General features: G+C 42.1%; 11 protein-coding genes. 1 reads left to right on the plus strand and 10 read right to left on the minus strand.

The window, feature by feature from the left end; all coding sequences use genetic code 11:
* Window positions 1–5 precede the first annotated feature (5 nt).
* From CYO89_RS09380 to CYO89_RS09415, 8 genes are all read right to left on the minus strand, one after another.
* The gene (locus CYO89_RS09380) at window positions 6–377 is read right to left on the minus strand and encodes a hypothetical protein (RefSeq protein ID WP_103598080.1); all 372 of its coding nucleotides are present in this window, start codon (window positions 375–377) and stop codon (window positions 6–8) included.
* Window positions 378–429: 52 nt separating this feature from the next.
* Window positions 430–1,677 carry a ComEC/Rec2 family competence protein gene (locus CYO89_RS09385; RefSeq protein ID WP_103598081.1) on the minus strand — a complete coding sequence of 416 codons (1,248 nt, stop codon included), beginning with the start codon at window positions 1,675–1,677 and terminating at the stop codon, window positions 430–432.
* Between the two features lie 2 nt (window positions 1,678–1,679).
* Complete coding sequence (locus CYO89_RS09390) at window positions 1,680–3,092, minus strand: replicative DNA helicase (RefSeq protein WP_009293632.1); 1,413 nt, start codon at window positions 3,090–3,092, stop codon at window positions 1,680–1,682.
* Between the two features lie 4 nt (window positions 3,093–3,096).
* Complete coding sequence (ispG, locus tag CYO89_RS09395; RefSeq protein WP_103598082.1) at window positions 3,097–4,155, minus strand: flavodoxin-dependent (E)-4-hydroxy-3-methylbut-2-enyl-diphosphate synthase; 1,059 nt, start codon at window positions 4,153–4,155, stop codon at window positions 3,097–3,099.
* Between the two features lie 616 nt (window positions 4,156–4,771).
* The gene (locus tag CYO89_RS09400) at window positions 4,772–6,622 is read right to left on the minus strand and encodes a primosomal protein N' (RefSeq protein ID WP_103598083.1); all 1,851 of its coding nucleotides are present in this window, start codon (window positions 6,620–6,622) and stop codon (window positions 4,772–4,774) included.
* Window positions 6,622–7,032, minus strand: coding sequence for a type II secretion system protein (locus tag CYO89_RS09405; protein ID WP_103598084.1), 411 nt, complete (start codon window positions 7,030–7,032; stop codon window positions 6,622–6,624). The genes CYO89_RS09400 and CYO89_RS09405 overlap by 1 nt, the downstream gene beginning before the upstream one ends.
* Window positions 7,029–7,265: a hypothetical protein gene (locus CYO89_RS09410; RefSeq protein WP_009293636.1), complete on the minus strand. Its 237-nt coding sequence runs from the start codon at window positions 7,263–7,265 to the stop codon at window positions 7,029–7,031. Before CYO89_RS09410 ends, CYO89_RS09405 begins: the two co-directional genes overlap by 4 nt.
* 23 nt (window positions 7,266–7,288) lie before the next feature.
* A complete protein-coding gene (locus tag CYO89_RS09415; RefSeq protein WP_009293637.1) occupies window positions 7,289–7,522 on the minus strand; it encodes a hypothetical protein in 234 nt (77 codons plus the stop codon).
* 125 nt (window positions 7,523–7,647) lie between these two features.
* Here CYO89_RS09415 and uvrB point away from each other — a divergent pair, with 125 nt between their 5' ends.
* The gene (uvrB, locus tag CYO89_RS09420; RefSeq protein WP_103598085.1) at window positions 7,648–9,624 is read left to right on the plus strand and encodes an excinuclease ABC subunit UvrB; all 1,977 of its coding nucleotides are present in this window, start codon (window positions 7,648–7,650) and stop codon (window positions 9,622–9,624) included.
* Window positions 9,625–10,428: 804 nt separating this feature from the next.
* Here the strand turns inward: uvrB and CYO89_RS09425 are convergent.
* Window positions 10,429–11,589 carry an MFS transporter gene (locus CYO89_RS09425; RefSeq protein WP_103598086.1) on the minus strand — a complete coding sequence of 387 codons (1,161 nt, stop codon included), beginning with the start codon at window positions 11,587–11,589 and terminating at the stop codon, window positions 10,429–10,431.
* The gene (locus CYO89_RS09430; RefSeq protein ID WP_103598087.1) at window positions 11,590–14,133 is read right to left on the minus strand and encodes a tryptophanyl-tRNA synthetase; all 2,544 of its coding nucleotides are present in this window, start codon (window positions 14,131–14,133) and stop codon (window positions 11,590–11,592) included.
* Window positions 14,134–14,205: the final 72 nt, after the last annotated feature.

The following is a 14,205-nucleotide window of genomic DNA, read 5'->3' on the forward strand; positions in this document are numbered from 1 at the left end:
GCTATTTAAGCGCCTTGCATCTTTACAAGCTGGGCGTTTAGTTGCATTATCTGAGCAAAGATAGCTCCCTTTTTGGTCTGAAGCGAGGCGACCAGCTCTTTTGCGTATGGATTTTTGCTAGCACTTGCCTGTTTTATCGCATTATCGATCTCTTTTAGCTGTTTTTGCAGTTTTTCTAACTGCTTTTTTATGACATCGGCGCTACTCTCACTCTCATTATTTACCTCGCTAGCTAAATTTGAAGCGTCATGCAAAATAGTGCTTTTATCGATGTTTTGTGACTCTTCGCTCTTTAAATTTGCCTCATCAGCCTTTAAATTTAGCCCACTTTTAGGAGCACTTTTATTTAAATTTATAAAATTTGAGTTTATCTGCATCGCCTTGCCTTTAAATTTAAAAGCATATCGGCAAATTTAAGTAAAACTTTGACTACGAAAAATTTAGCAAGAAAAGTAAAAACACTACCACGCCAAAGAGTGGCGGAAGTAGGACTAGGGATTTAAATTTAACGCAAAAAAGTATGATGGCGTTATAAAGTAAAAATGTAAATGTGCTTATATGAAGGCTGCCAGAGCTTAGTCTAAAAGCTAACATCTTGCTTAAAATTTCATCAAAAATGCCGCCATATCCAAAGAGGTGAAGTAAAAAGCTTAGCGGATAAAATATGCTAAATAGGTAGTTGATAGCCAGCACGCTAAGCTGCAAGAGGCTAATGAGCGGGAAAAAGTAAAGCACTGCAACCTCCATCGCAAAAAAGACATATAAATTTAAAAGTAGCGAGTTTGCTAACAGGCTAAATTTGGGTGCAAAATACAAAAGATAGACGAAGATATAAAAGACGCCAAGGCATGAAAAATAAAAGCCAACGCTAAAAAGAAGCTGCGGAAATAGGGCGACACTAAATAAAATAACGCCAAAGAGTGTGTAGAAATTTAATATCTTTATCTTTTTGCAGACCATGTAAAAGCCAGCCACGCTCATCAAAAATGCCCGCAAAAAGCTTGCTATAAAGCCGATCATATAAAAGTAGAAGCAAAGCACTAAAAATACGGCAATTGTAAAGTCAAAAATGTATGAGCGGTAAGGCATATATCTTGCGTAGATGGGCTTAAAAACGAGCTTTAAAAGAAAGAAACAAACTGCGCTTATGACGCCAAGATGATAGCCGCTAATGGCAATGAGGTGCGCCACGCCCCAGTTTGAGACATCATCTCTTAGCTCGCCAAAGACATTTGTGCCAAGAAAGAGCGCTGAGAAAAGCTGCGAAATTTTAGCGTTTTCGTGCTGGGCGGAGATGAAATTTATAGCTCTTTGCCTTAGGCTCTCGTCTTTTTTGATAACGGCTCTATCGTAGCTTGGCATGTAAAATGTGCCAGAAAGATAGTTTTTAAAACTAACGTCTATTGGCTGAACACTAAGCACCACGACGTCATAAAGGCTGATCTCATCTTTTTTAGAAGCGGTTGTGTAAAAGCTAAAATTTGAGGTGTCGATCCTGATGATCTGGCGCTTTTTGCCGTTTTTCTCTTTGGTGAAATTTACGCTTACTTTGCCTGTGATATCTTGCTCGCCAAGCTCCATAAAAGCGCTGTATTCATGAAATTTAAGCGCTAAATTTAGACAAAAAAGCAAAATGCAAAGCAGGAGAAAATAAAATATACGCCTGCTTTTTGGCAAATTTACTCTTTAAATTCAGTTGATTGCACTGGTGTGGTGGCGATATCGCAAAAGCGCGAGTACTGCTTTTGAAAGAGCACGTCGATAGATCCCACTTCACCGTTTCTGTTTTTGCCAACGATGATCTCGGCATTTTCTTGAAGCTTGTTAAAAACGTGCTCGCTTTTATACTCTTTGCCCTCGGCTGCTGCCTTGCTCTTTTTCTCGTTCTCCTCTTGCTCCAGATAGACCTCGTGCCTATAGACAAAAAGGATGATGTCGGCGTCTTGCTCGATCGCGCCTGACTCTCTTAGGTCACTTAGCATAGGGCGCTTGTTTGCGCGTGCTTCAAGGCCGCGGTTTAGCTGCGAAAGTGCGATGATAGGCATATCCAGCTCGCGCGCTAGAAGCTTTAAGCCACGAGAAATTTCAGCTATTTGTATGTGGCGATCGGCGTAGTTGTTTGTGCTCATCATAAGACCGATGTAGTCGATGACGCAGAGTGAAATTTCAGGATGAGCCGACTTTAGCTTGCGAAGCTGCGTCCTTACTTGGTGGATATTTACGTAGCCGCTATCGTGCACAAAGAGCTTGGCGTGCGAAAATTCGCTGCATGCGTGGCTAAAGTGAGCGAGCTTCTCGTCGTCCAAGGTCGCTGTCATTATCTCTTGAAGTGGGATCGAGGTCTTATCTGCTAGCATCCTCATCATGATCTGCTCTGCTGGCATCTCAAGTGAGAAAAATACAACGCCAGCGCCACTTTTTAAAACGTGCCCCATGAAATTTAGACAAAGCGTCGTTTTACCCATGCCAGGGCGTGCTGCGATGATGATGAGGTCGCCATTTTTAAAACCTTTTATCATCTCATTTAGCTTTTTAAAGCCGGTGTTTAGTCCGATGATATCGCGCTCGTTTAGGGCTGCTTGCTTTTGCATGTGCACGATCAAGCTTTTAATGATGTCCTCGCTATCTCTGATGCTGCCAGTGCCGCTACCATCGACAAGAGAGTAAAACTCCTGACTTAGCTCATCGACCATATCGCGGCTAGCTTTGTCCTCATTTACCTTGCTTGGAATGTCGTGGGCGATCTTTACTAGACTGCGTTTGATCGATTTTTCTTTTAGCTCGTTTGCGTATCTTTGGATGTCGATGATCGAGTTTGTGGCCAAAATGCTCGCCATGACGTTGTCATCGTAGTTTTCGCCAAGCTTGTTTTTGATAAATGTCGATGCGATAGGCACGTCGCCGTTTAGACAATCAACCATCGCTTTGTAAATTTGCGCGTGAGCCTTTAGGTAAAAGTCCCCAGCCTTTATAGTGTCAAAAATTTCGCCCAAAGCGTCGTTGTTTGCGATGATCGAGCTTAGTATGGCTCGCTCCATATCAAGGTCGTAAAGGTTGCTAAATTCTATCTCGTTAAGTCTCTCTTTTGCCACTGCTTTATCCTCTGCTCTTTATCTCGTCGTCGATCTCTTGTAAAAATCTATCCACAAGCTCGCTCTCAGGCAGCCTTGCAACCACTTCGCCGTGTCGCATTATCATGCCATTTCCCTTGCCAAAGGCTATGGCTACGTCTGCGCCTTTTGCCTCGCCGATAGCATTTACCACGCAGCCCATAACTGAGACGTTTAGTGGCTCTTTTATGTTTTTAGTCTTTTCTTCTACGAGTTTTACTGCTGCCATTAAATCAGCTTGCAAACGCCCACAAGTTGGGCATGAGATAATGTTTAGCCCCTCTTTTTGGCGGCCGCTATCTTTTAAGATCGCCTTTGCGACTTTGATCTCCTCTTCAAGCTCGCCTGTGATGCTAACTCTCATCGTATCGCCGATACCCTCAAGTAGTAACCCGCCAAGTGCGATCGCGGACTTGATAGTCGCGTGAAAAGTAGTGCCAGCCTCGGTAACACCTAGATGAAATGGGTAGTTTGTCTTTGGGCGAAGCGCTCTATAAGCTTGCATAGTGCGCTCGACGTCGCTTGATTTAAGTGAAATTTTAATGTCTGTAAAGTCAAAATCCTCAAGAAGCTTGATGTTGTATAAGGCACTCTCCACCATCGCCTCCACCGTGCGGCCATAGCGGTCCTCAAACTGCTTTTCAAGCGAGCCAGAATTTACGCCTATGCGGATAGGTAAATTTCTCTGCTTGCAGGCATCAACAACTGCTTTTATGTTTTTAGCTGAGCCTATGTTGCCTGGATTTATGCGGATAGCATCGACAAATTCGCTAACGATGAGCGCGTAGGTGTGGTTAAAATGTATGTCTGCAACGACTGGGATGGGTGAGCCTGCGACGATCTGCTTTAGCGCGCTGGCGTCCTCTTTGTCAAAAACTGCGCAGCGCACGATGTCACAGCCTGCAAAATATAGCCTTTGTATCTGCTCTAGCGTGCCTTTTACGTCCTTTGTCTTTGAAAATGTCATCGACTGCACGGAGATCGGTGCGTCACCGCCTATTAAAACATCGCGAATTTTTATCTGTTTTGTCGGGTATCGTTGCAAAATTTTGCCTTTAAATTTTATTGGGGATTATAAGAAAAAATGGCTTTTAAAAGTCTTGAAAAATTAATAAAGTTTTTAAATGCAGGTGGTTTGCAATTCAGGTCTCTTTATTGTAAATGCAAATTTTAAAATTTTACTCACTTGCCTTAGCAGCTTACTAAATTTAGAAGCGTGATATGCTCGTTCATGAAATTTTAAAATTTGTCTGACTTTCTATTACACAAAACGCATGCAGTGCGAAGCACAATTGCATGCACTTTGAACGTGCGAGGGGTTTAGGGGATTTAAAAAGGAGGATAAGGGGACGGCTTCGTCATTCAAGTCCCCTTGTCTCTCTTTTGGATAAAAGAGTTTTTAAATTTAAGGTCTATATTTTTAAAAAAATTTACTATTTTTACAAATTTTAAAATTCCGTTCACTCGCAAGAATTGACTACTAAAATTTGGCTTCGCTTACAGCTTAGCTCAAATTTTAGAGCCGAAATTGCTCGCTCACGAAATTTTAAAATTTGTCTAACATTTATATACACTATGAAGCAAATTTGCAAATTTTAAAACTTTGCTCACTCGCCTTAGCAACTTGCTAAATTTAAAATTTGCTTGTGTTAAATCGTCTTCTAGCTAAAATTCACCGGATCTATATCAATATCACTAAGTTCGCTTTTGCAGAGGTTTGCCGCTTTTAAAAGCATGGTGTGAGAGTTTGAGCGAAGCAGAATTTCATATCTAAATTTGCCCCCAAGATATTCTATCTGGCATTTGCCATATCCCACGATCTCGAGCTCGTCGCCCTTTAAACTTTCCAAATTTCTTACAAAATCATTTGTTGCACCCTTTGCCGTGCTCTCATCTTTGTGCGAGATAACTATGCGAAGTAGCCTAGTAAATGGCGGATAAAGAGCTTCTCTAAAAGGTATCTCATCCTTTAAAAATGCGTCGTAGTCGCTGATATAGCTCTCAAAAAACTCCTTTTGCTTGCTTTGGATGATGACCCTGCCAGCTCCGTTTCTACCAGCTCTTCCAGCTACTTGCATGGCAAGGGCAAGTGTCCGCTCTCTAGCTCTGTAATCAGGAAAATTTAAAAGCTCGTCAAAGCCCATGATGACGGCTAGCTCGACATTGTGATAATCATGCCCCTTGCTTAGCATCTGCGTGCCAAGCAAGATGTCTATCCTGCCGTCGTTAAATTCCTTTAAAGCCTTTACGAGCTTGTTTTGCGTCGTGATCTCGTCTCTGTCAAATTTAGCGATCCTAGCGTTTGCAAACTCAGCTTGCAACCTCTCAAGAAGCTCGCTCGTGCCGATCTTTTTAGCCTCTATCATCTCGCTGCCGCACTGGTGGCAGGTCTTTGGCACGGCCATTTTGTGCTCGCAGTATTGGCACTTGAGCACGTTTTGCTTTTTATAGTAGCTCATGCCGATGCTACAAAACGGACACTTCACCGTCTCGCCGCAGTTTTTGCAGACAAGATATTTGAAATTTGCCCTTGTTGGCAGGCAGATGACGGCTTGCTTTTTATTTTCAAGCGTCTTTGCGATCTGCTCTTTTAAAATTTCGCTTATGCCAGTCTCGCTCTCGTCAAATATATAGCTCTTTTGCGACGCAAAATATGTCCCTTTTAGGCGAAAACACTCTTGCTTATAAAAGCTAGTGAGGCTTGGCGTGGCACTACCCAGAACTACTTGCAGGTCAAATTTGCTAGTTAAAAAGAGTGCTAGGTCCCTTGCGTTGTAGTGGGGCTTTGAGCCTGTGTTTTTGTAGCTATCGTCGTGCTCTTCGTCGATGATGATGAGTTTTAGCCTCTCAAGTGGCAAAAATAGGGCAGACCTAGCTCCTGCAACAAGCCTAGCCTTGCCGCTTTTGATGTCTTTTAAAATTTGCTCTTTTTTCTTTGGTGTGATCTTAGAGTGCCACACTGCCACAGCCTCGCCAAAGAAGCTCTCTAAGCGCTTTTGCATCTGCGGGGTTAGTGAAATTTCAGGCATTAAAAATAGCGCTTGGCCGCCTGCGTTTAAAATTTCTCTAATTTTTGCTATGTAAATTTCACTTTTGCCACTTCCCGTGTCGCCAAAGATGAGTGAGCTTTTCCGCTCGTTTATAAAATTTAGCGCTTCAAGCTGCTTTGGGCTTAAATTTGGCGATTTAAAGTCGCTTTCGCCTTTGTAAATTTCATCATCAGTAAGGCTTTGTGGTTCAAATAAATTTATAGCAACGCCAAGCTCGCAGGTGTAGTAGTAGGCGATAAATTTGGCTAATGTTGCCTGTATCTCGTTTAGCTTAATGGGTAAAATTTCATCAATGAGGCTTGTTTTAAAGCTTGGCTCATCCACTTCACGCAGGATAAAGCCAACTAGACTTTTGCCTCTAAGTTTTGCAGTGACGGCGCGAAATGGCGCAATATCTAGCTCGCTTTTATATGTGAGCGCAGCTAAATTTACCCCGCTAAATACGACCTCGTAGTATCTCATCACTCAAGAGCGCTGCAAAGTCCGTCGCTACTCTCGCAGTCAAATTCGCCAGTGGTTTTGTTATAAGTGAAATTTGCTGTTTGTCCGTCTAGTTTGAAGGTATAAGTGGTTGCTCCAGTTTTGTGCCAGCCGTTTTTTGTGCCGCTGTCTGCGATATTTACGCTTATTACTTTGTTGAAAAGTTTGTTCCCATCATCAAGCGCGTCTGGATATGCTGGAGTGCCTTTTAGGACACTATCGTTGTATTTTAGTGAGATGCCGCTTTTTATGGCAGCGATTTGCGTTTTTGCGTTTGCAACTATGGCGTCGCTTCTAGTAAAGAAAAGCTTTGGTATAGCAATAGCGCTTAAGACGCCAAGTATGACGATGACAAATATAATTTCTATTAGGGTAAAAGCTCTTTTTTTCATTTATTTTCCGGTTTTAGTATCTCTTCTATCTCTTTTGTGACGTCCTTTACGACGCGTAAATTTGTGTAGCTCTCGTAGCTCTTTTCGACAAAAGCGTTTATAAGCTCACGAGGCTCGATAAATTTCTTTCCACCCATAAATTTCTGCCAGTCACGCTCAAAAACTTCAGCAAAATCATCATCAAGCGTTATCGTGTAGTCGCGAGATGATACGGTGAGCGTGATCTGTTTCATCTTTTATGCCAAAAATGCCTAGCTTATCTACCAAGGACAGCTTCGATCTTTTTCATTACATCATCAGCTTCGCTATTTTTCTTGTCAAGATCCTCTTCTAAGCGCATGATCTGATTGCTCTTTGCCTCATTTTGTGCTTTTAATGTTACGATCTCGTTACGTAGCTCTTCATTTACTCTGCAAACTTCATCGTATTTTGTGATGAGGTCATTTACTTTATCGCTTAGTGTGGTTAAGATCGCATTATCTTCAAACATAAAGGTTCCTTTAAAATAATAATTAATGCCGTATTCTAACACGCAGAGGCTAAATTCTTTTTAAAATTCTCATTTGACAAAGCACTATCTTTGCTATAAAATTCGCCCAAATTTAAAGGTAGTTAATGAGTAAATTTGAAATTTCATCTAAATTTAGCCCAAGCAGTGATCAAGCAAGAGCGATAAAAGAGATAGTAAAAAGTATAAAATCAGGCAATAAATACCAAACTCTTCTAGGTGTGACAGGATCTGGTAAGACCTTTACTATGGCAAATGTCATACGTGAGCTAAATATGCCAACGCTCATCATGACGCATAATAAATCCTTAGCTGCTCAGCTTTACAGCGAATTTAAGGGCTTTTTCCCAAAAAACCATGTCGAGTACTTCATAAGCTACTACGACTACTATCAGCCAGAGGCCTACATCCCAAGAAGCGACCTATATATAGAAAAGGATAGCTCGGTAAATGAGGAGCTTGAGCGCTTGCGCCTCTCTGCGACGGCTAGTTTGCTAAGCTTTGACGACGTCATCTGTGTCGCCTCAGTCTCTGCAAACTACGGCCTTGGTAATCCAAGCGAGTATAAGGGGATGGTGGCATATCTTAGCGTGGGTGAGAAGATAAGCCAAAGAAAGCTTTTAGAGCAGCTCGTGGATATGGGCTACAAGCGCAATGACAACTACTTTGACAGGGGGGATTTTCGTGTAAATGGCGATGTGGTGGATATTTACCCAGCTTACTACAACGACGAAGCCCTAAGGATCGAGTTTTTTGGCGATGAGATCGATGCGATGTATCATTTTGACGTGCTTGATAACAAGAGACTCAAAGACATCTCTAAATTTACGCTTTATGCGACCAGCCAGTTCATCGTGGGCGCTGATAGGCTAAAGATCGCGATGAAAGAGATCGAAGAGGAGCTTGATGCGCGTTTGAAAGAATTTAACGAGCAGGGCAAGCTAGTCGAGGTGCAGAGGCTAAAGCAAAGGGTTGAGTTTGACCTTGAGATGATGGCAAGCACTGGCATGTGCAAAGGCATCGAAAACTACGCGCGCCACCTAACCGGACAAAAGCCCGGAGAGACGCCGTACTCGATGTTTGACTACTTTGAGATAAGCGGCAAAGACTATCTGGTCATCGTCGATGAGAGCCATGTGAGCTTGCCGCAGTTTAGGGGTATGTACGCGGGTGACAGGAGCCGTAAAGAGGTGCTTGTGGAGTATGGATTTCGCTTGCCATCAGCGCTTGATAATAGGCCGCTTAAATTTGATGAGTTTATAAGCAAAAAGGCGAAATTTCTTTTTGTCTCAGCCACGCCAAACGAGTATGAGCTTGGTATCAGCCAGGGGCACGTCTATGAGCAGATTTTGCGACCTACTGGGCTGCTTGATCCGCTTATCGAGATAAAAGATAGTGACAATCAAGTCGAGGCGCTATTTGACGAGGCAAAGGCGGTCATCGCTAGAGGTGAGCGTGTGTTAGTTACGGTGCTAACTAAGAAGATGGCCGAGGAGCTAAGCCGCTACTACATCGAGCTTGGCATAAAGGTAAAGTATATGCACTCAGACATCGACGCGATCGAGCGAAATGAGATCATTAGGGGGCTTAGAAGCGGCGAATTTGACATGCTAATAGGCATAAATTTGCTCCGTGAGGGGCTTGATCTGCCAGAGGTGAGCCTGATAGCCATAATGGACGCTGATAAAGAGGGCTTTTTGCGCTCGACTACGAGCCTTATACAGACGATGGGGCGTGCGGCTAGAAATGTAAATGGCAAGGTGCTAATGTTTGCCAAAAAGATCACACACTCGATGAAAGAGGCGATCGATACAACGACTGCTAGACGTAAATTTCAAGATGAGTACAACAAAGCTCACGGCATCACACCACACTCTGCAAGTAGAAATATCGAAGAGAGCCTGCATGTCGAAGATGATGGTGAAATTTATAAGCGCGGTAAGAATTTAGAGAAGATGCCAGCTAGCGAGCGAGCCGCGATCGTAAAAGAGCTAAGAAAACAGATGCTTGAAGCGGCGGCGCAACTGGAGTTTGAGAAGGCGGCGGCGCTGAGAGATGAGATAGCAAAGATGAGAAAGTTATAAAAAGGCTCGTCTCTTGCGCGCTTTTAAATGAACTAGAAATTTTCTCCCTTGATGAACTATGTGTTCTATCTTCGGTTGAAAATTTCTTCGTAACATTTAAAATCATCACAAGATACTTTGCCTTGATATTTCAGTAGCCAAATTCAAATTTTTATGTGTCTGGTCTGCGCAAATTTTAACTACGCAACATTTAAATCTGTTACAAAATACTGTTACAAAATACTGCCGCCAAATAAAATTAAATTTTAATGTTTCGCGCATTTAGTATTTTTTATACGCTCCCTTTTTTGCTCATCCGCCTTGTCTGAAACAAAAATTTTCTTGTCTTAATGGCTTAAATTTATTTGTTTTATCTTCGGTTGAAAATTTCTTCGTTTCTGCTTGCAGTTGCGAGCTTGCGAAGCAAAACATTTAAAATCATCACAAGATACTTTGCTTTGATGCTTTGTTGTTAAATTTAAAAATAAAACTACTGCAAAATACTGCTACCAAATGCCATGGTTTGGCTCTTTTGGATTTTTAAATTTAGCTTTGCTTTTATAGAGAAGCAAAAAAACTTATTCTCTTTGACAAGTTTTGTCTAAATTTCAGCTCGTATCAAATTTCGCCTGCTCAACAAAATTTAAAGCCCAAAAAATAAAATTTGCGGCTCGGGGCATTGTCATCTAGTGCCTTTTTTTGGGCAAAAAGCTTGGTAAAAGCCGCAGCATTTCAGGCGTCAAAAAGAGGTGGCCAGATCGCTTACAATATCAGAGACGACGGCAAGACTGTTCTATACGCTGTTAGCAAGCTATTTTTGTAAATTTATATCTTGCTAACTGGCTTTAAGAAGTAGCTAGAAACCGCGCAGATGAGCGAAACTACGGCGATAAAGTAAAACGAGTGCGTTAGGCTAAAGATGTCAGCGATCTTGCCGATGACTGTTGCGAATATACCGCCGATTGTGATGCTAAGCCCAAGCGTTACGCCAGAGGCTAGGCCGATTTGATTTGGCAGATAAAGCTGTGCAAGGGCGATTGAGGGGCTAAAAGATAGGCTGATGCAGGCGCTAACGCACATAGAGGCCGCGAGAAATAGCGCGTAGCTGTCGATAAAGAGCATTAGCACGACTAGCGGCGCGGCTATGCTTAGGCTTATTTTGATGAGCCTAACTAGGCCGTATCTATCAGCTAGTGCTCCACCAAATAGCGTAGAGATCGCACCTGCAGCAAAAAACATACTTAAATTTACATTTGCAGCTTCTTTACTAAGATCAAAAATTTTGATGAGATAGATGCTAAAAAATGCCGCAAAGCCAAAAGCGACGATAGAGCGTGAAAATATACAGACACAAAGCCTCAAAAATGCGCCCAGATCGTCTTTTAGAGCGCTTGTTTTTTGTGAAATTTGCTTTTTGTGATTGTCTTCTAGCGCTTTTATAAATTTGCCCTTTTTAAGGTATAAAAGTGTTAGAAAAATTTGAGGGATGATGAAAATTAAGGTCCCTTTTAGGCCAAAATTCCCCACAAAAACGGCAACTAAAATGGGTCCAACTGCAAAGCCGATATTACCACCAAAAGAAAATATGCTTATGCTTTTGGCTCTATTTTTGGCGTTTGAGGCGTAGTTTACGATCCTTGCGGCGCTTGGGTGAAAGAGCGCGGCGCCGATACCGCTTATCATCACGCAAACTAGGATGATGTAGTAGTTTGTGACAAAGCCAGTTAGGCTCATGCCCCCGCCCGCAAGCAGTAGCCCAAGCGGGATGACGTAGGGCAGCTCTTTTTTGTCGCTTAGGCGGCCGATAAGCGGCTGGATGAGCGAGCTTGCTAAATTTGTGGCGGTCACGAGCGAGGCGGCTGTGGCATAGTCGTAGTGGTAGCTCGCGATGAAAAATGGCAGCATCGCACCAAGCGCACTTTGGTTTATGTCGCTACAAAAGTGCCCAAGCCCCATTAGATACTTTAAATTTTCCGCCTTTTTCATCTAAAATAGCCCTTTTAAAAGCCCCTTTAAATTTTGCTTTTCGCTGTTTGCGCCTTCATCATCTTTGCCAAGCTTTTTATCTAAAAATCTACCTATCTCTTTTTTGACCTTATTTTCGAGATATTGCGATCTGACGTCATATTTTAGCTTGTCTGTCGTGCCTGAGATTTGCACGTTTAGATCGGTCTTTTCGAGCCTGCAAACAAGCGGCGCGTTAAGCATTTTTGTCGCGGTATTATAAGTGCCGTTTGCAACCTTTATGTCGCTCTTTGGCGAGCTTAAATTTACGTTAAAAATGACGTTGTCGCCCTTTATATCGCCGTAAATTTTGCCGTCTTTGTAAATTTCTTTTGTGATGTCCTTGCCGGTGAAGGTTTTTATATTGTTTGTGAGATTTGTGCTGGCTAGGTGACCCTCTTTTAGCAAGATATCAAATTTACCGAGCTTTTGCTTTGTTTCGTAGTCAAATTTAGCATCGCCGTTGCCATCATAAAGATGATCTAACCCCAAAGTTTGCGTTAGCCCCTTGACTTCGAAGTTTTTTAGCACCGCATCAAGCGCGCCACCTTTGTAGTTTGCCTCTAGTTTGCCTTTAAATAGATCATCTGAAGTGGCTTTTACGCTTAGATCATCCACTTTGCCATTTGCTGTTACTAGGGCTGCAAATTTACCGTGAAGCTCGCGTCCAGCTAAAAATGCAAGCTTATTTAACTCCGAAACTACCGCTTGAAGCTTTAAGTTTAGCGTGCTTTTGCCCACGTCAAAACTGCCATCTATGCCCTTTATATCAGCAAGCGAGCTAAGAAAGTCGCCACTAAATTTTGCCATTTCGCCTTTATAGTCTAGGCTCAAATTTGAGCTAAATTTCTCGTTTTCAGGGAATTTTTTATCAAGCATTTTGCTAAGCGCTGCGGCGTTAAATTTGCCATCATTTAAAGCGATCGTTGCGGTGACGCTTGGGCTTTTGCTAAAGATACTTTGCCCCTTTGCCTGGACATTTGCCTTAGCATTTGCCAGCCTGTCGTTGCCGCTAAGTGCTAAAATTTCTCCTAGCTGCGCCTCTTTTAGGCTAAGATCAAGATTTTCATTTTTTATGGTGGCGTTTAGCTTGCCAGCAAAGGCATCGCCGCCTAAATTTAGCTCATCTATCTTGCTTGCTTTAACCTTCACATCGCCTGCAAGCGCCATCTTTGAGCCCACCTCAAAGCCACTAACCGCTTTAAATTTCTCAGGGTCGCTAATGAGCAGGGCAAATTTGCTAAAAATTTGGCTGTTTTTTAGGTCAAAAATGCCCCTTACATCCTTTAGCTCGCCAAGGTCGCTAAGCATGTTTGCGTCAAAATTTACAAGTTCATTTTTTGCTGTGGCGCCACCTTTTAGCTCAAATTTAGCTGCATTTTTAAGCTTTGCAAGACCATTATCTATAAGACCGTTTTTTATCTCAAATTTAGCTTCGCCTGCAAGCTTTTTTAGCTCGTCAAAGCCGCTAAAATTTGCGTTTAAATTTATCTGCCCGTCTGCGTAGCTAGGCTGCAAAGCAAGCGCTAGAAGCTCTTTTAGCTTTATGCTAGTTGCATTTAGGGCTAAGTTTTTGCTATCAAAATTTGCATTTATCTTGCCACCAAGCCCGTTTATCTCAGCTTTTAGGTTTTTAAGAGCATTTTCATGCATTGTAATTTCGCCGTTTGCATCCACCGCGCCACTTAGTTGCTCGCCTAAGAGCTTGCCAAAAAGGGCAAGATCAGGCACGTTTAGCAAAAAGTCGCTCTTTAAATTTTTACTAGATAGATCATAGGTCGTCTCATTTGCTTTTAAAGTGGCTTCAGGTGCGATAATAAGGGTTTTAGCGCTCACTTTTTCATTTGCAAATTTAGCATTTACACCGCCTTTAAAGTTTATATCTTTTGCTAAATTTAGCCCAAATTCGTTTTTAAGAATTTCTTTGTTTATCGCTGCGTCACTTGCTAAAATTTGAGCGTTTATGATGGGCTCATTTTTCTCATCAACTCCTTGCATATTGCTCGTTAGATCAAGCTTGCCGCTAGCTAAATTTGGCTTTTTGGCAAGAGCTGATATCTCAGAAAGCTCGATGTTTTTAGCGTCAAGATTTAGAGCTTTTGGCAGGTAGTCTTTTAAATTTGCGTTTAAATTTATGTTTGAGCCAAGCGCCGTGCCAGTTGCTGTTAGCTTAAAGTCACTAAATTTACCAGCCACGTTTGCTTTAAGCGCGACGTCCTTTTTTAGACCAAGCTCGTTAGCCTTTGCCTTGTCAGCGCTTATATCTATGTTTAAGTTCATACTTTGAGCAAGCAAGGAAAGCTCGCCATTTGCCTTTAAATTTATGGCATCCATCACGGTTGCTTCTAAATTTAAGGTGCTAAGCCCAAGGCTAAACTCTTTAAATTTGACATAGATACCACGAGCTAGTGCCTCTTTTTCTATTTTGCTGGCTATAAATTTATTGCCAAAAGAGCTAAAGATAAAGCCAAAAATGCAAGCTACTATGAGTACAAGCGCGCCAACTATATAAGCTACTTTTTTCATAAAATTCCTTTATATTAGTTTTACATATCATAAAACTTTAGTCACTTAGACTAAAGTTTTTAATAAAATTCA

This window comes from Campylobacter concisus (genome assembly GCF_002913765.1).
GTDB lineage: Bacteria > Campylobacterota > Campylobacteria > Campylobacterales > Campylobacteraceae > Campylobacter_A > Campylobacter_A concisus_BB.

Coding starts and splice junctions, on each gene's coding strand:
- CYO89_RS09430 (WP_103598087.1), bottom strand. CDS start 14,133: ATGAAAAAAGTAGCTTATATAGTTGGCGCGCTTGTACTCATAGTAGCT.
- CYO89_RS09425 (WP_103598086.1), bottom strand. CDS start 11,589: ATGAAAAAGGCGGAAAATTTAAAGTATCTAATGGGGCTTGGGCACTTT.
- CYO89_RS09415 (WP_009293637.1), bottom strand. CDS start 7,522: ATGTTTGAAGATAATGCGATCTTAACCACACTAAGCGATAAAGTAAAT.
- uvrB (WP_103598085.1), top strand. CDS start 7,648: ATGAGTAAATTTGAAATTTCATCTAAATTTAGCCCAAGCAGTGATCAA.
- CYO89_RS09380 (WP_103598080.1), bottom strand. CDS start 377: ATGCAGATAAACTCAAATTTTATAAATTTAAATAAAAGTGCTCCTAAA.
- CYO89_RS09410 (WP_009293636.1), bottom strand. CDS start 7,265: ATGAAACAGATCACGCTCACCGTATCATCTCGCGACTACACGATAACG.
- CYO89_RS09400 (WP_103598083.1), bottom strand. CDS start 6,622: ATGAGATACTACGAGGTCGTATTTAGCGGGGTAAATTTAGCTGCGCTC.
- CYO89_RS09405 (WP_103598084.1), bottom strand. CDS start 7,032: ATGAAAAAAAGAGCTTTTACCCTAATAGAAATTATATTTGTCATCGTC.